The 17,788-nt window shown below is 44.5% G+C and carries 14 protein-coding genes and 1 tRNA gene; 5 read left to right on the top strand and 10 right to left on the bottom strand.

Annotation, left to right across the window (positions count from 1 at the left end; genetic code table 11):
• The first annotated feature begins 21 nt into the window (after positions 1-21).
• Positions 22-447 (top strand): DUF4844 domain-containing protein, encoded by a 426-nt coding sequence (locus tag FJ444_RS14490; protein ID WP_140959321.1) that lies wholly within the window; start codon positions 22-24, stop codon positions 445-447.
• Between the two features lie 207 nt (positions 448-654).
• On the opposite strand, the gene FJ444_RS14485 is transcribed toward FJ444_RS14490, so the two are convergent.
• The 3 genes from FJ444_RS14485 to FJ444_RS14475 form a co-directional block, all read right to left on the bottom strand.
• The gene (locus FJ444_RS14485) at positions 655-1,941 is read right to left on the bottom strand and encodes a transglycosylase SLT domain-containing protein (protein WP_140959319.1); all 1,287 of its coding nucleotides are present in this window, start codon (positions 1,939-1,941) and stop codon (positions 655-657) included.
• Positions 1,919-2,716: an ETEC_3214 domain-containing protein gene (locus FJ444_RS14480; protein WP_140959317.1), complete on the bottom strand. Its 798-nt coding sequence runs from the start codon at positions 2,714-2,716 to the stop codon at positions 1,919-1,921. Before FJ444_RS14480 ends, FJ444_RS14485 begins: the two co-directional genes overlap by 23 nt.
• Before the next feature lie 240 nt (positions 2,717-2,956).
• Positions 2,957-4,894 carry a PAS domain S-box protein gene (locus FJ444_RS14475; protein ID WP_140959315.1) on the bottom strand — a complete coding sequence of 646 codons (1,938 nt, stop codon included), beginning with the start codon at positions 4,892-4,894 and terminating at the stop codon, positions 2,957-2,959.
• 360 nt (positions 4,895-5,254) lie between these two features.
• Between FJ444_RS14475 and FJ444_RS14470 the strand changes: the two genes are divergently transcribed.
• The gene (locus tag FJ444_RS14470; protein WP_140959313.1) at positions 5,255-5,647 is read left to right on the top strand and encodes a carboxymuconolactone decarboxylase family protein; all 393 of its coding nucleotides are present in this window, start codon (positions 5,255-5,257) and stop codon (positions 5,645-5,647) included.
• A gap of 86 nt (positions 5,648-5,733) precedes the next feature.
• Here FJ444_RS14470 and FJ444_RS14465 read toward each other — a convergent pair whose 3' ends face one another.
• The 4 genes from FJ444_RS14465 to FJ444_RS21675 form a co-directional block, all read right to left on the bottom strand.
• Positions 5,734-7,308 carry a M28 family metallopeptidase gene (locus FJ444_RS14465; RefSeq protein ID WP_140959311.1) on the bottom strand — a complete coding sequence of 525 codons (1,575 nt, stop codon included), beginning with the start codon at positions 7,306-7,308 and terminating at the stop codon, positions 5,734-5,736.
• A gap of 138 nt (positions 7,309-7,446) precedes the next feature.
• Entirely contained in the window at positions 7,447-11,031 is a 3,585-nt protein-coding gene (locus FJ444_RS14460) for a VCBS repeat-containing protein (protein WP_140959309.1), read from the bottom strand.
• A gap of 368 nt (positions 11,032-11,399) precedes the next feature.
• Positions 11,400-13,031 carry a S8 family serine peptidase gene (locus FJ444_RS14455; RefSeq protein ID WP_181405177.1) on the bottom strand — a complete coding sequence of 544 codons (1,632 nt, stop codon included), beginning with the start codon at positions 13,029-13,031 and terminating at the stop codon, positions 11,400-11,402.
• A 598-nt stretch (positions 13,032-13,629) separates the two neighbouring features.
• The gene (locus tag FJ444_RS21675) at positions 13,630-13,770 is read right to left on the bottom strand and encodes a helix-turn-helix domain-containing protein (RefSeq protein ID WP_255439190.1); all 141 of its coding nucleotides are present in this window, start codon (positions 13,768-13,770) and stop codon (positions 13,630-13,632) included.
• A 446-nt stretch (positions 13,771-14,216) separates the two neighbouring features.
• On the opposite strand from FJ444_RS21675, the gene FJ444_RS14445 reads away from it, so the two are divergent.
• Positions 14,217-14,429: a cold-shock protein gene (locus tag FJ444_RS14445; RefSeq protein WP_140959305.1), complete on the top strand. Its 213-nt coding sequence runs from the start codon at positions 14,217-14,219 to the stop codon at positions 14,427-14,429.
• 113 nt (positions 14,430-14,542) lie between these two features.
• Entirely contained in the window at positions 14,543-14,710 is a 168-nt protein-coding gene (locus tag FJ444_RS21405; RefSeq protein ID WP_181405176.1) for a hypothetical protein, read from the top strand.
• Between the two features lie 413 nt (positions 14,711-15,123).
• Here the strand turns inward: FJ444_RS21405 and FJ444_RS14440 are convergent.
• Positions 15,124-15,210 (bottom strand) — tRNA-Leu (locus FJ444_RS14440).
• Between the two features lie 210 nt (positions 15,211-15,420).
• Between FJ444_RS14440 and FJ444_RS14435 the strand changes: the two genes are divergently transcribed.
• Entirely contained in the window at positions 15,421-15,975 is a 555-nt protein-coding gene (locus tag FJ444_RS14435; RefSeq protein WP_140959303.1) for an RDD family protein, read from the top strand.
• Between the two features lie 32 nt (positions 15,976-16,007).
• Here FJ444_RS14435 and FJ444_RS14430 read toward each other — a convergent pair whose 3' ends face one another.
• The gene (locus tag FJ444_RS14430; protein WP_181405175.1) at positions 16,008-16,349 is read right to left on the bottom strand and encodes a DUF5329 family protein; all 342 of its coding nucleotides are present in this window, start codon (positions 16,347-16,349) and stop codon (positions 16,008-16,010) included.
• Positions 16,350-16,378: 29 nt separating this feature from the next.
• Positions 16,379-17,440: an LPS export ABC transporter permease LptG gene (gene lptG, locus FJ444_RS14425; RefSeq protein WP_140959301.1), complete on the bottom strand. Its 1,062-nt coding sequence runs from the start codon at positions 17,438-17,440 to the stop codon at positions 16,379-16,381.
• Positions 17,441-17,788 lie beyond the last annotated feature (348 nt).

Genomic DNA, 17,788 nt, shown 5'->3' with positions numbered 1-17,788 from the left:
TTTAGGCGTTAGTGTGAACGAATGAAGCTCATAATAATTTTACTAGTCTGCTTGATTATTCAAGGGTGCAATAAAGAAGAAGGCAAATTGCTAGCTAATGGAATTGACATCAAAGAAGCGCTTGTAAATTTTAAGTCTCAAAAGAAATTTGTTGAAGACCGAAGTGAACTTTACCCTGGTGCGCCAGATGAACAAACTAGACTTCAGGCTGAAAGCATCATTAATGATGTCGTAGATGAACTCCTAGCTTTAAAAGATAACAATCTGAGTGAAAGAGAGTTTTGGATTATTTTGAAGTCAGCTGCAATGCAACTTCAAACCATGGACTCAGAAGAAATGGACCAAGGGTTATATTACATGGAAAAGTTAATGGACATATATGGCATTGAATCATCGGATGGCAGGCTAAATCAGTGGCGTTATGGTTTTGACCCAAGTTCACACTAACATGTTAAATCATCGAAAAACCACTCGCTGTGCTCGCGTTTTTCGCTGTTTAAAGCGTTGATGTCCGTTATAGCAAAATTATTAGTTCCAGAGTGAGCTTTGTGGATTCTATCGATACGACCGCTTTTGACCAATAGCAGAATTGTCAGCATTTATAGCGTTCTCATTTGTACTCTGTGATGTCACGTTAGCGCTTTTTCATAAGCTTTACTGCGCTGAATAAAACTGCTGGGCGTTGAGCACCTTTTGAATGTACCGCCGGGTTTCGTCGGCCGGTAAATTTTCAATTAAAAACGCTTTTACCTGCTCAGGATCCATGGTGTTTACGGTAGCGGCCATTTTACTCAGGCTCATATCCTGAGACTGATTAAAGGTTCTTGCTACATTTCCCGGCCCGGTATTGTACGCGGCTATTGCACAGTAAAGTTGCGACTCTGCGGAAGTGATTTTGCTGAAATACCGATTCATTACTAAATGAATATAAGCACTGCCGAATATCACGTTTGTCTTAGCATCAAACAGTTCTTCTTTACTGGGGGCCTTGCTGGTATTGAGAATACGTTGGTTTACATCCAGGCCCGCGGTGGTAGGTACAATTTGCATCAGGCCAAACGCGGGGATGGGCGACATTGCACTGGGGTTAAAACTGGATTCGGTTTCCATTACCGCAAAGATAAGGGCCTCAGCTAAGCCGTATTCTTTAGCCAGCTCCTCCACTATTTCATGGTAACGCATTGCCCGATTTAACCGGTCGTCATCGATGGAGAGCTTTTTGATGGTGGAGCTTTTTTCTCTGGGGTCTACACGGGCGGTTTGCTTTTCTTCCTTAACGAGCTGCTCGGCAAATTCCTGCTCCTTTCTGCGTTCTTTCGGCTCTTCTATTTGTTTGGCATGCCGTTTTATCGCATCAGCCTGCTCTTTTATGTCATCGGCGGTTTGTTGGGCGTCTTCCTTGGTTGAAACGCTTGTTGCGGTGGTAGCCAGCGATTCGGCAAGTGGGCTAATGTCGGCAGGCTGAAGGCCAATTGAAGCGGCTATTGTCATACTGCTATCACTTTGAGGCTCGGGGGTGTCAGGTGCATTAGCTGAGCGCACTAACACTGCGCTTATAAAGGCAACCAGCTGTTCGGTAGTCACCTTAGCCTGATTCACAAACCCGGCTTTGATTTGGTTATGCTCAAAGTCTATCGCTACTTTCATGGTTTTGTCGGGCGAGTACACAACGATTTTCCTGGCAGTACTCACCTCAGCGTAGCCCCACTTTTCACGAATACTGCGCTTGTAGTTTTGCCAGTCATTGCGAAATTGTTCGGCGTAGTTACTGGCATCTTGTCTGAATTGAGCAGAATAAGCCTCGCGCTGTTTATCAAACTCGCTTTTTTCCTGTGCACTTTGAGCAAACGCAAAGGAACTTGCCGTAAGGCAAAGTAACACGGCAACAAAGCCAGAGCAGAAAGCGTGAATCAATGGATTATTTGAATTTATGGTATTCATATTTGGTCAGCAGTGCATCGGCAAAGAGTTGTGGTGAAATATCCCCTACAGCATAAAAATTGGGTGTGAGTTCGGCGCGAATGTTGTTCACAATCTCGGTTGGGTCGTCTTCGAACATTTCTGCATCCTGCAGCGACATGATCAGTTCGCTGATCCTGGTAACGTCTTCCAGTGAATAGTTAACGTAGCCTACACTGCGCTGCAGAAACAAACCCGTAATATCCAGTTCCCGGTTTTCTATATAAAACAGAATGTTGCGGTAATCATTAATATAACTTTGCGGATAAATCAGGCCCATTTGCGTTATGGCGGAAACGTTGATGTCTTCCCCATTAAGATTGTCTGCCGTTTCGCTAAAAGGCAAATGCGGGGCGAACCCTTCTTTTAATGCAATAACTGAGTAGCCAACTAATCTGTCGGCATTCATGAACGTGGTAAGCAGGTATTTCTCATTAAACAGGTATTCGTACTGAACTGCTGGGTCGATGTCAGAAACTTTTATAACTTTGGGGGCGCCGACAACGCTTTCCAGATAGTCGCGGGTGATACCTACACTGAGCTCATCAAGCGCGGCGTACTCTACGTTGTTAGTAAACGACGAAACCGACGTTTCGTACAGGGCAATCACCAGATCCTTAGTGTCGTTCCACTGGCCAAAACCTATCATCACGGCCGCTACGGTGAACAGCACATTTCTGATCTTCTGACTAGCGCTTAGTCTTTCCGCGATTTCCTCAACATCTTCCTGTAATTCTTTTAAATCATCGGGTTTCACAATGGCAGGGTCCTTTTACCAGTAAAATTGCCGGGCAATTTTTATACACCTTAGCAGGCTTTTTTATCGGGGAAAATAAATGTATTTAAAATTGCGGGCATCAATCCATTCTGGTGCAGAAACCTCTCGGGTCAGACGATTGTTTTAAATGCACTTCACGCAGGGTTGTCGATTTTGCGATTAAGATGCGGTGACACGTTTTATGCACCAATTGTTGCTTTACCATGATAACACAAGAATCTAATTGCTTGGTTTTGTGGCGCTGAAATGAATAATTGCCCTTGCAATTTCATTGAGCTGAATAGGCTTTGTAATGAAAGCCTTCATGCCGGTATTTAAACATTTCTCTTTATCTTCGTTTAACGCATTAGCGGTCATCGCAATGACCAGTGCAGAGGAATCCAGTTTTAGAATTTCAGCGGTTGCGGTTATGCCATCCATTACTGGCATTTGCATATCCATAAATATCAGCGTGTATTTATGTAATTTAAATAAATCAATGGCTTCCTGTCCGTTATTAGCAATGGTGACGTAATAACCCAGTGTCTCTAACATGGTTTGGGCAATGATCTGATTGATCATGTTATCTTCAACCAGTAGTACCTGATGCGGATATTTTTCCGACAAATTATCGTAGTTATCTTTTGTTGCTTTTTCTTTCGGCAACGCGCCTTTGCCGAAAGGAAGTTCAAAAGAAAATGTGGAGCCAATGTACTTCTCACTTTCAACCGAAATACTTCCCCCCATTAGTTCGAGCAATTTCGCACATATAGATAAGCCTAGCCCGGTACCTCCATATTTGCGTGTGATTCCCTCTTCTGCCTGAGAAAATGCAACAAAAAGACGGGACTGTTCTTCTTGCGTCATGCCAATACCCTGATCTTTAACACTAAACTTCAAATGAAATTTACCATTTTGTTCACTAAGCAGTATGACATTCAGCCAAATGTCGTCGCTATCACCAGAGAACTTAATTGCATTGCTAAGAATGTTCATGAGTATTTGCCTGATCCGCACCACGTCTCCAACCAAATACTGTGGGATGGTATCGGTAAAATGGCTGTGAATACTTATCCCTCGCTTGGAGGCAATATTCGATACCAGTAGCAATACTTCGTGTACTGCTTCGCGCAAATCAAAATTAACCTGCTCAATTTGCAGCTTTCCCGATTCAATTTTAGAAAAGTCCAGAATATCGTTGATGATAGTGAGCAAGCTCTCACCGCAGGAACGTACGGTAGTAAGCATTTCTCTTTGTTTGGTAGACAAATTGTCGTCCTTGAATAAAGAAAGCGTACCAATAATGCCGTTCATGGGCGTTCTGATTTCGTGGCTCATATTGGCCAGAAAAAGTGATTTTGCTTCAGCCGCAGATTTGGCTAATTTTTCAGACTCAATCAGGGCTGCTTGCTGTGATTTTTGCCATGTTATATCGCGAATAATACCGGTAAAGAGTTGCCCTGATTCAGTGGTAGCTTCGCCTACACTGAGCTCTATTGGGAATACTTCACCGGTTTTTTTTACGGCTTTCAATTCCCTTGGCTTTCCAAGAATATGTGCGGTGCCGGTAGCGATATATCTTTGCAGGTAGCCATCGTGATGCTGGCTGTGTTCAGGAGGCATTAATATGGAAATATTCTTTCCAATTAATTCCGACTCTTCATATTTGAACATTACCAGCCCTTTCTCGTTAACACTTTCAATAATACCTTCAGCATTAATGACGAATACGGCATCGGGCATAGTATGGAAAATAGACTGTAATTTGGCGCTGTTTTTCTTGCTTTCCAGGGCATCACGCTTGAAGACAGTTACATCTCTGGTAGATGCATAGAGGTAGTGTATCCCATCGATCTCAAAGCCTCTGGCATTTATCTCTGCATCAAATATCTCACCATTTTTTCGCATGTGCCTGGTATGGAACAGCCGAGGGGATTTAATGATATCCTGAATAATATTCAGCAACTCTTCGACCGGAAATTTTCGGTCCCAATCTCTTACGTTCAGAGTCAATGCTTCGTGATAGTCGTATCCAAGCAGTTCCGCAAAAACTTTACTGCAATAAATCACATCCCCGTTTTTATTAAGTATATGGATTCCATCAGAGGCGTTCTCAATGAGGTTTGAAAGCAGATGAATTTCATTTTTGAGAGTAGTGGATTTGAATTTTTTGTTCATACAGACACTGCTTTGGCCCAAAGACAATTTAAGCAACTAAATTATTACTTTTAGTTTAGTACACTTTGTTATTGAGTTTGTACTGATTCGCAGGAGACGCTATTTAGATATCAAACGAACGTAAATTTTAGCATAGTGCTTACAATCATCAGGCCTTACCAATACCCAGCCCATTATCGCATTACGACGTTCAGTTTAAACGCATATGAATTAACCTGCGCTGGTACCGATTTTTCTTTGAAATTTTCGGAATGAATAACCAGTATTAGGGGAATTTCAAACCAGCGATATTCAAAACCCAGCCAAAACACGCTATCAATAGTTTTCTGTCGCAACCGGTCTGCACACAGGGGAATAGACATGACAACAGACAACGCGAAATTTCAACAAGGCTTGGCGGTTAGACGCGAAGTAATGGGGGAAGACTATGTTGATCGGGCATTACATTCGGCCAGTGACTTTACCAAGCCTATGCAGGAACTGGCCACAGCCAATGCCTGGGGTGAAGTGTGGGTGAGGGACGGCATAAGCAAACAAACCCGTAGCCTGGTTACCATTGCTACGCTGGCAGCACTTAAAGCCTCTAACGAAATTAAAGGGCATGTGCGCGGCGCGCTTCGAAACGGGTGTACGGTGCAGGAAATTCAGGAGGTGTTGTTGCATTCCGCTGTTTATTGCGGCATGCCTTCAGGGCTAGAAGCATTCAGGGCGGCCGACGAAGTGATTCAGGCCTGGTTAGCGGAGAATCCGTAACCAAGCCTGAGCTAAGCCTGAGCCAGGCCTGATAATTGCCAAACTAGCGGTGCCTTTGGGTTCATTTTACGGCACCGCGTAATGGGCTAGTTTCCGAAACTGACCCCTTTGTAGTATTTCGGATAGTCGCCGTTATTCGCAAGCTCCGCCATAATTTGTCCAATCAGGTCGAGATCTTGTTTTACGCCGTCTAATGTCCAGCTTTCAAAATAGTCGTCGCCACTCTTGTGGTAGCGCTGGGCTATGAATGACGCATCGGTATCGCCCAGGCTCATGAACAACACCGCAGGTACTCCCTGCTTGGCAAGTGCAAAGTGATCGGAGCGGAAAAACAAGCCGTTCTGCGGGCGCGGATCAGGTTTAATATGACGCCCCTGTGTGATTGCTGTTTTTTCAACATAGTCATCAAGCTCAGATACACCACCGCCATATCGAAGCACGTAGTCAACGCCATTATTTACGTTCATCCCATCAATATTTAAAAAGGCAATCAGGTTGTCTTTGGCAATGGGCAGGTTGCGGGCGAAGTGCTCAGCGCCAATCAGGCCGGTTTCTTCCGCGGTAAATGCGCCAAACATCAGTGTGCGTTTAAATGGCTTTTGGCTACTCATGATCTTCATGACTCTGCCAAGTTCAAGTACGCCGGCTACGCCGGTTGCATTGTCGATTGCACCATTAAGAATAACTTCCTGACTATTTTCCATGCCTTTGCCTAAGCCGTCCCAATGTGCGTGAAAAGCAACCCATTCATCGGGGGTTTCTGCACCTGGAATAATACCGGCAACGTTTAACGACTCAGCCTTTTCTATTGAATTTTTTAAGGTTAACTGGGAGTTCAATTGCATATCAACGGCTTTAAAACCGTGCTTGCCTGCTCTTGCTTTCATTTCGCGGTAATCCAAGCCGGCGGCTTCAAATACTTTTTCTGCGGCGCGTAAATGCATCCAGCCCATTACGCCAACCCGCGACATATTGTTATTGTTATCCATGAGGGTAAATTTGGTGGTAGTGCCACCTGCCTGAACTACGCCCCAGCCATAGCCTGCGGCCATGGTTTCGTGCACGATAAACACCGCTTTTGCGCCCTGACGAGCGGCCTCTTCATACTTATAAGTCCAGCGGCCGTAGTACGTCATTGCATTGCCGTTGAAGAAATCCGTATCCTGCGAGGCAAAACCAGGATCGTTCACCAGTACGATTACCGTTTTGCCTTTAACATCCAGCCCCGCGTAGTCGTTCCAGTTGTATTCTGGCGCGTTGATGCCATACCCGGCAAATACAACATCGTCATCCAATACAATTTGGTTGGTAATTTGTTCTGTACGCGCAACGAAGTCTGTACCGTTGGTGAGTGTTAACTCTCCCATTTTTAGCGACATATTTTGATCGGCAGTGATTTTGGCCAAAGTGACTTTTTGGGTGTAGCTATTACCAAAAGCGGGCGCTAATCCCATCGCTTTCATTTGATTGGTTAAATAAGCAATGGTTTTTACTTCGCCCTCTGAAAGCGGCGCGCGGCCTTCAAATTCATCGCTGGCGAGGGTTTTCACATCCTGCCGATAGTTTTCCATATTTAAGGATTTGCCAATGGGAGAGAGTGTATTGGCATTGAGGCTACAGGCAGCCAGTGCAAGTACACCTGACAACAGATATTTCAACATAGTATTGCCGTTGTTTCTTTAGAATGAGCTCAAGCGTATCGAATCAGACCGACGAACTCAATGAATGTGAGTTGTACTGACACAAAATGGCCGAATGTCAGGAGAGCGACATTCGGCTCTTTATTTACATGGGTACGCTTACTGAACGCGGCCTAACCAATACATTGCGCGAGCAGTGGCCATCATCACTTCCAGACTGCCTTCGGTAGACTTTCTCGCATGCAGTGAATAACTGCGGGTAGCGCCAATAAGCGTCGGGCTTTGCCAAATCATTCGGCCATCAACCGCCATTTCACTGAGCTGTGAAGTGCCATAATTTTCCCAATAATTACCGTCGTTCGCTGAGGTCACCAGGAGTGTTTGCTCACTATCGGTTAACGGGTTTGCTACCATGTCGATGATTTCCATACCCAGTGAAATCTCGGATATTTTGGTAAAACTGTCGTCAGTGAAGTCAAATAAAACCAGAGATTGGTTTTGATCCTTGTAGCAAGCTAGCTCCGATGAAGTATCGCTGTCAGCATTAATAAACGTTAAACGTGCGCATGATGTATCGGTACTCGCTTGAATCGAAAAACCTGAAGTGGTTGGTTTAAGCAATTGGGTAATATTATCGCCAGAAGAAAGTGCGACATAAACATTGCCATTCATTTTAACAATATCAAAGTCACGGAAGTATTGAGGCATGGTGTAAGTTGCTAACATAACCTGGTTGTTCACATCCACCACTTTCAACGTGCGGCTATCGACAAAAATGGCATCGTCAAAACCATCGTTATTGAAGTCGAACGATTTGATGACTGAAATATTGTTAGAATAATCGCCGGTAATTTCATATTGAATAGAAAAATCATTCAACTGCATTGCGGCAAATGAGCCATCATAGGTTTGTGCTGAGGGAAGGAATAAGTCGCCGGCACCATCGTTGTTAAAATCGGTGGTTACCGCAATACGAGAGTTATCCCAGTTAGAGGATATTTCCTCACTCGTGGTGTAACTTCCTGAGTTGTCCATCAACAGAACTTTAGAACCATCATAGCCGCTACCCGTGCTGGGTACGAAGAATACGGCTCGCTCGTCACCAGGATACAAATCTGCCCAACCCGCAGCATTAAAGCTATCGAGTTGATGAGTGGTTGCTGAAGTCTTTATAGTGGCGGAATTAGCAGTAACGTCCGCTGTGATCAGTAAATCCTCGCCCGAACTCGTAATGCCGGTGGCCCATAACAACTCATTGAGCCCATCATTGTCGGCATCTCCAAGAGTTAACGACGCAGACCCATGATCAACCATATCAACATCAAATACTGTGCTGAGCGTGTTGTTAGTCAGCTTCATGGCATGGATTCCACCCCATTGGCAATCACCAATAAGTAATACCGGAGAGGTATCCGCAGTTAGCTTCCCTGCGCTGATGTCGCAAGTATTAAAATTCTCGAGGCTGGTAATTTGAGATTTGTCTTGTGCAGAGTAGACATAGATATAACTCCAGCTGTCGGCCCCGACAATTTCATCGATACCATCACCATTTATATCAGCAACGGCAATATGACTGCTGCCAAAGCCTGATCCCATGAACCACTGGTTTGCACCAGTTTCAAGGTCGTAAACCAATCCGGTGTTTGTGACTAGTTCCAATTGAGGGTCACTATCAACATTACCCAGAGCTATTTCGGAGGTCTCCTCCACGGTAAAACTAAACAGGGGAGTCTCAGGGGAACTGAGGTCTACCACAACAACGTTGTTGCCGTTGTAATAATCATTGTTTGACGACAAGTAAGCCAATTCGTCATCTCCATCGTTGTCGATGTCGCCAAGAATGGCGCTGTGAATGTATTCGTCAGTCGTTAACAATGTCGTTGCTGTTTCGTTAATATTGGTGAGCAAGGATATCGCATGCGTTGAAATCACCAGAATGTCTGGATAGCCGTCCTTGTTGATATCGGTACTAAGAACTTGCTTAACTCTGCCATTTTGCTCAAAGGTATAAGGATACATCCATGTTTGGTTATAAGTACCGTTTTGATAGGACAGCAAGAACACACGGTTTTCTGAATCGGTGGCAAGGACTTCATTGTCGCCGTCATGGTCAAAATCGCCAATTGCCATGGCATTGTTCATTTTAGGCACTTCAATACCGGAACGTGCTAATTCTTGTGCGGCATTATTTGTTACCGATACATGGGCGTCGACCACTTCAGCACCGTCCTGGCCTGTCGAAAAGCTAAAGTTGTAATGCTGAAGTTTAAACAACTGGTTAGTTGGCACTCGCCAGGAAATTAGTCCATTCTCATCAATAGTAGCCCCAGCGGGTGCTGATACGAGCGCGGCGACGCCTTGATTGTCGCCAAGATCAGGGTCTGAAATTATCGCGTTGAACTCGACATAGTCACCCGAAGACACTGACGTGGGTAAATTTTCTAACCTGACTTGAGCTGGGGCATCTGAAAGCACAATGGTAATGCGATTGGATTCCACGCTATTTGCACTGTCTGACACAACCATAGACACTTCTAGTACGTCGTTAAAGGTAGCGCGATATGGCGGTAACGTATCACCTGAAACGTCCTCTACCAGTATATTATTGATATACCAGCGGTAGCTAACAGACAATTCTTCTGCGTTGGAATCATTATCATAATAGTATCCTGGGCGGACGGTAATTGGTGTGGTGGTATCTACTGTGTCCCATGAGTAAAAGTCAGGAGTATAGACCGTTGGCGGGAGGGACATGTCATTAACTGCAACAAGGACCTTGTCTCCCAGCGCACCATCGAATAAGGCATACAGATCGCTTATAAAGGTACCGACATCATAGTTGCCGTCATTGTCGGTATCTTCCAGATAACGAATAGGGCCTTGCTCAAACAATAACGTAGCGGTTTTATTTCCCTTGAAGATTACTTCGCCGCTGTACATGTAAGGCGGGTAGTCATTAGGGCTGTCTAATTCAACAACCAGTTTACCTTCTGAGCCAACATAAAAATCCACTTCCACATGGCTAATTGTGTCACCAGAGTAGGGCGATATATCAAAGTCACCTTCTAATTTATATTGCTCAGAGCCAACAGTGAATGCGACGTATTGATAGGTCTCTACTTCGTAATTTCCGCTTGTTGGGTTGAAGCCTTCTTTAAACGAAACGACGCCTGACAACGTGTAAGGTGTACTTTCATGTGACCACTTTAAATTGTCGAAATACATGCTGTATTCCACAGCGCTATCTGACACACTTTCAATTGCAATGGCTGTTGAGCCCGAAATCGCAACGCCATTAGAATATTGCCAACAGTTTTGGTAGCTCATGGCAATAATACCCGTGGCGTCATTTGAAATCTTGCCATCGTAGGTGACGTTTCCGCCCTGATCACAGGGGTAAGTTTTCTTAATCGCGCCGTTTTTTACATCATTGCTGAAGTCTTGTTCGGCCAATTCCGGCAACGTTATAACGGAATCATTAAATAATAAATTAAATGTACGTTGGACTAACTCAAGATCTACATCAGCATTGGTCGTTTTGCCTTTGTATTGCGCGTTAGCAATCGATGTTGCGGCAGAACTGAGACGAGATGGGGTGTAGTCTTTTGCATTTTTAATTATCGTTGATGACGAGACTGGCGAGGACCCACCGGTACCTGATCCTGTGTCTGAACCACCACCGCCACAAGCGGCCAGGGATAACGCGATTACACTGATCGCGCCGAAACGTACACTGCGTGTCATAGTTCTTCCTTGATGAATGATTATTGGCAATTTTGTCGAGCGTAAATTTATCGTAAAGATGTGTGTTGGACAACGGCTATTAGCTTTAATCACGCTGACTTAAATCTTGAATCTGAATTAACAGTGATTTCTTTAGGCATCATTGGACAGAGCTAGGCTGTACCGCAGCGGTGCAACATAATTAAAATAGTTGGTAATAATCTTTTGCTTACAGACAGTAATGCGCTGCATATCTACCCGCAAATAAAGTGGAAATGACCGAGAGTAAATGCGTAAGAGAGCACTGCTAGGTTATTGGATACGGTTCGCGCACTTTGACGATTAAAGAGAGGCCGCTAGCGGCCTCTCTTTACAGGTTTGAGAACAGATTATTCGTAAGAGAATGACAAAGTGAGATCGCTAAAACCTCTTTTGGAGCTAATTCCAACGTACCAGGTTCCTGCTTCAGGTGCAGTGAAAGAACAGGTTTGCTCGCTACCTCTGCTGCGCGATTGGCAATTATAACTCCTGCTATCAGGTTTCGAGCCAAATCTGACATAAAGTTCAGCTTCTCCACTCCTACCTGAAGTCGTAACGTTTAAGGTCGACACACCCTCAGGTACCGTCCAGTTATAATAAAGCCAGCTATTTCGGCTTCCGGAAAGTCCGGTCAGAACTTCAGAGAAGCTTCCTGTTTCTGTTTCTTCCTCTGCGTTGCTATCGGCTTCGTCGGTAGTTGAATCATTTGAGTCTGCCACTTCGCCAGAACAGCCATTCGTATTCAAATATGCATAAGCGTCAGCAGCCTGAATAATGCCATAGCCGTAATCATTATCTTTGCCTGAGGTGCCTAAATCCAAGGCTGATGCATCGAGTGCTGAGCGGATCTCGGCAGCAGTGCAACTGGGGAAAAAGCTCCAAACTAGCGCAGCTGCGCCACTCACGTGGGGTGTCGCCATGGACGTACCACTCATGTACGCGTAGGTATTGTCGGGGTAGGTAGATAATATGGCGTTACCAGGTGCTGCTAATTCAACCTGGCTATTTGATTGTGAATAACTGGCTTTCACATTGTTAGCATTAACCGCTGCAACTGATACCACAGCATCATAAGAGGCAGGGTAAGACAATGCGGTATTGCCTGAGTTACCAGCTGCGGCGACGATTAACATTCCTGAATCCGCAAATGCTTGAAATGCGGCTTCCTCGGCTGCCGAACGGGATGTGCCACCCAGGCTCAAATTAACAATGTTCGCACCGGCGTCCTGACATTGATCAAGTGCGCTGATAAGATCAGATGCGTATGCCCAGGTTCCTGTGTCATCAAACACTTTTACAACATGCAAGCTGACTCCCGGGTACATACCAATTACGCCTATCGAATTATCCAATGCAGAAATGATACCGGCTACATGAGTACCATGCCCATGCCCATCATTATCCCAGTTTCCTACCGCTGAGTTATTGGCTTCGCCTGTTAATCCACCATTTTCGTCTGGTAAGTCTGAATGACCCAGGTTAATGCCTGTATCAACTATACAAACCTTTCGTGCCGTGAGATCTGATTGCACTAATTGGTTCGCCTGGACATTCGTATAGCCATAGGGGGTTTGTTGTGCGTACAGCGTTCTTTGAGGATCAACGGCAACTTCAATATTGGCGGTATTTTGAAGAGCGGTTAATGATTCTTCAGACAGGTTAGCCACAGCCATGTTGTGACGTTCCATAACTTTTTGAGTATTGCCTCCCGCCGACTGAATTTTTGACATAACTGACGTACGATTTTCTTTGCCCTTTCTGGATGGCATGGTGGACTTAGCTGTGGCCTCGTAGGTGATACCGTCTTTAAACGTAATGATGTAGCGTTGCTCTGAAGAGGATTCAGTCTGTTGAGTTTGACTTGAATTTTGTGCTGGTTGAGCTGATGCTTGATAGACCTTGGCATCGGCATAAGAGGTAGCGGTAAGCCCGAGGCAAAGCGCCATTGTCAATCTGGATATATGTAGTTGAGTGCCTGGCATGATAAAACCCTGAATAACTCTCATTAAATGAACGGTTCACCGGTAAATTACTACGCCAGGAACCAATGTTGTACCTGAGCGGGACCTGGTAAATTCAAGTACCTACTCACTGGACATATAGTTGACGATCAGCGTTTGTATGCTGAGTCTTAAAATGCATACAAAATGATTCCCGTCGATACGCTGGAATGATAAGTAAGCCACGGCGGTTAAGCTATTCACAGAAGTTTAAGGAATGTAAAAAAAGCGTAATTTTACAATATCTTGAATAAACCTTTACGAATTCCTGCGTTAGAGAATGCAAATATTTTATAAAAAATAAAAACAGGCTGGGGCGGCTACCTTTACGGTATCTTCGGTGGCTCTGACGTGGGTGTTTATACATTTTACCGCCGCGTAATTTATCACGCTGGACGTAGCCATAAATCCATTCGTGACTGACTTGATAAGCGATGATTTTACCTACACCAGCAATCTGCTCAGGGCTTCACTTTTCGTTAAGCCCGAACTCAACAAAGGTAATCGTCAGTTCAGATATCCTGTACTTTGCGGCCTGACAATGTCGCTTTAATGCGTTGGCCTTAGCGACTTCCGGTAGCTAATGGCTATCTCGAATTCGATTGCGCTTAACTGCGCGACTAAGGGTGCTGTGACCTACGCTCAGACGCTTTCCAATCTTCCGATAACTGAAGCCCTCGCGTAAGTAGGCTTCGATCTGGTATCGTTGTCCCTCGATCAACTGCTTGTAACTCTTGGTAATACTTTAATTGTTTGGCGACTTTAGAATATCACCAACAGGCAGTTGAACGTCTGTCATCCATTAACCATGAGTGGTGCACTTAAAATCTGAATTCGGGATTAGGAGGCGTTGTAAAATTATCTCAGTGGATGTATCTGTTTATTGTATAGAAAACAGATAGTGTAAGATTATAATTACGTTTTAGGCGGTAAGTGTTGCCGATTAGAAAAAATTAACGCTATACATGAGTGGCTAACTCGCGTATGCTTCTGTGGCTTTAGAAAATTAATTCCTTATCTGTTACTGCTTTTGCTTTTCTCTTTCTTCTTTTGTTATTCAAAGTCGATTTAGTATATACATTTGCTCTATTGGTTAATGTTTTACTATTTTTTAGCGCCTTTAAGGCGGAAGTCCGCCAATTATTTAATTAACAAGAGAGTTATAAAATGTCTAAATCCGTAAATGGTACAGTTAAGTGGTTTAATGATGACAAAGGTTTTGGTTTTTTAACACCAACTGACGGTGGTAAGGATGTATTTGTACATTTCCGTTCTATCGCATCAGAAGGTTTTAAATCCCTGGTAGAAGGGCAACAGGTTCAATTCGTAATTGAGCAAGGACAGAAAGGTCCACAAGCTTCAAACGTTGTTCCTTTATAGTCCGAATTATATGTTAGAGGCTAGTTTCATCTAGCCTTTAAAGCGTTTTTAAAATAGTCCAGTCAATTTTTTCAAATCATCCCCTAAATTCCAATAAATAAAATAAGAAAAATATGAAAAATACTCTTAATACATCCGGTATTAATGTTATGCCGCCTATTACTCAAATTTCAGTAAATAAATTTAATGTAGCTTTTGAAGATGGCAAATCTAAGCAGTTTGTGAATTTGAAAAGTTCAATAGAAGCAAAAAGATTTGTTTCCTGGCTTTTATCTATTTAAACGTAAAGTTTAACTGCAAAATCGCTAGCGAAAATCATCCGAAGTTCACCGCTCGCTAAATTAGGCTGCCTTGTGTAATTAAATGAGCGTCCGCGTATTACTATATCCATTCGCTACTTAAACGGAAAACCTCACATTCTCGGCTGAGGCGAATATCTTATTGCTGCATGAAGCGTTAGTTAAAATTGTCAATGCGCCTGATATTGGAGGGAAAAGACCTGAGCTTGTTTGATAAAGCGGGAATTTCCCCAGTTCAATAACATAGGGTTTATTACTTGCCGTAATCACAGGGCATTGAAGTTGAATTCGCGCCAGAATGCTAAAGCAACGAATGGATGACATATCTGCCTTTGGCTAAGTCAGACACAAAAAAACCGACTCGCGTCGGTTTATTGATGCACACCTAAAGTGTTTGGTACCAGAGGCCGGACTTGAACCGGCACAGTGTCACCACCGGCGGATTTTGAATCCGCTGCGTCTACCAATTTCGCCACTCTGGCACTGATAGATGTGCTTAACTACTGCTGTAGTCAGGTTGCGAATTATAACCATGTTAGGCGTACTGACAAGCGTTTTTTTTAACTATGCTTTCAACTGTTTAATAATTCGCCGAAAACGCCATGGGTCTTTGAATGGCCGGGGTTTTAGTGGGTCTTTACCGGTATCTGTGGCACACTGTGCACCAGGTAACAGTGGCAATATGTTTGTTAATGGCTAAGTCAAAGAAATCAAAAAAGGTTAACGCGCCTAAATCATCACCTTCGGTAACAGCTGAGTCGTCAAAGCAGCAACGGGCAGGGTTCCTGCGTCGTTTAGCGGCCATGATCTACGATACGCTGGTGGCTACTGCGGTAGGGATGTGTGCTGCCATGGTGATGATTGTATTTATGGTGGTGTCACTGAAAAATGGCCTGTTCGATATGCAAGGCTATGCCGAGCCTAACGAGTTTATTCAACACTCATTGCTGTTTACTACCATTATTCAGGTATGGGTTGGGCTTTGGATTGCGGGCTTTTTTCTGTGGTTCTGGAAGCGTGGCGGACAAACGCTGGGTATGCGTGCCTGGCGATTGCGGATTTTTAGTACTAACGAAGCGCCAATGACCTGGTCACGTTTGTTGCTGCGCCTCGTTGCGTCTTTAGGTGGGTTAGGCACACTTCTGGTATTGTTTGATTTGAAAAACAAGCAATCATTACAGGATCGGGTGGCAAACACCGAAGTGCTTACCCTCACCAAAAATCAAAACGATCACAAAAGCTGGTAACGCAACGCTTACCGCTTTGGAGAGCTGGCTGGTTACGGGTGAGCTGCCCGGTAACTGGCTAACTCTGCTAACAACCAGGTTTTGCTTTTTACAGCCGGTTGGTCAGGGCAGTGCACCATATAATATTCGCCCGACATTTTGCTCTTGGTTGCGGCATATTTAATGAAGTCTTCTGCCGAATCTATCTCTTCTGAATAGTAATCGTATTTCTTTTTAATGTGCTCAACGGCTTCGGTGCCGGTATGTTGTTTGCCGTTGCGTTCGTATACGCAGTTTGTGTCTTTTACAAATGCCAGCAAATGTTCGATTTCGTCGAGTGTATGTGCGTTTGCAGATGTACTCAGCATCGCTGCAAACAGCATTATCCATTTCATAAAAAAATTAGCCTTGTTGAATACAGAAGTTATCTTGACAGTAAAATAGTTGCGATGCCTGCGAATAGCAGACTGGGCAGCAGCGCGCCGAGTGCCGGTGGAATATTGTAAACCAGGCTCAACGGGCCAAATACTTCATTGGTAATAAAGAAACCAAAGCCGGTTAATACGCCCATGATAATTCGCGCGCCCATAGTAACACTTCTCAGCGGACCAAAAATAAACGACAACGCCATGAGCAACATTACGCAAACGGTAATAGGTTGCAGCAGTTTGCGCCACAGGGCCAGTTCATAGCGGCTGGTGTCCTGTTCATTGTTGGTACGGTAGGTAATGTAGTCATTCAGTCCACGAATCGATAGCGCTTCAGGCTTAACCGACACGATACCCAGTTTGTCTGGCGTCAGGGTAGAGGTCCAGCGCCATGTGGGCAGCGCTTCGGTGTCAATTTTTGCCTCGCTGAATGTAGTGTGCGTCACATTGGTAAGCGTCCAGCCATTTTGCTTGTAAAAACCGCCGCTGGCGTAGGTGGTGCTGGCCAGTTGCAGGGATTCATTAAAGCGGTAAATACTGATGTCTTGCAGTGAATCCCGGCTCATTACCTGGCCAATACTCACAAAGGCATCACCGTCTTTGGCCCACACCAGTTTGTCGGAGGAGAACAGCGAACCACCGGTGATCGCCTCGGTACGCAACTCCTTGGCGCGGGACTCGCTTACCGGCGTAACCCATTCGCCCATCGCCATCACAACAATGATCATTACCACCGCGGATTTCATAGCAGATGTAATAATATTCCAGCGGCTCAATCCTGACGCCTGCATGATTACCAGTTCGCTGTTGCTTGCCAGTAACCCCATACCTATCAGGCCACCCAGCAAAACTGCCATGGGGAAGAATTGCTCCAGGTCGCGAGGTAGGCTCAGCAGCACATATACCAGCGCGGCAACCATGTCGTAATTGCCTTCGCCAATTTTGCGTAATTGCTCTACAAATTTTATCAGCCCGCTTAAGCCCATTAATACCGACAAGGTAACGGCAACTGTGCCCAGCAGTGTGCGGGCAATGTACCAGTCGAGGATTTTAATCATGTCTTTAATCCCCATGTTTCATGCAACAAGTGAGTGAGTAACTGATTGTATTAGCTTTTTTTAAGTTGCACTTTTTCCAATATTTCACAGCTTTTTCCTCTAAACAATGCCGCACTTTATTCTCTAATAATTAACACATATCGAAGATTCCGATTCAAACAGTGTGCGCCGTTGTGAGATGCAATGCAGTACTTTAATTGATTAACGTTTATCTGACCAGTAGGTTTGGCATCGTGAATGTTCACTAGAAGCGATATCCAGACCGTTACTATAGCGCAGGCGGCAGTCTCCTGAAGACAAAGAGCGGACGTTCAATGATGTGATCTCTTACGTCGGACTTTGGTCAAA

The organism is Aestuariibacter sp. GS-14, from assembly GCF_006494365.1.
GTDB lineage: Bacteria > Pseudomonadota > Gammaproteobacteria > Enterobacterales > Alteromonadaceae > Alteromonas > Alteromonas mangrovi.
The sequence above is the reverse complement of the archived record's forward strand: the minus strand, read 5'-3'. Positions and strand labels throughout refer to the sequence as shown.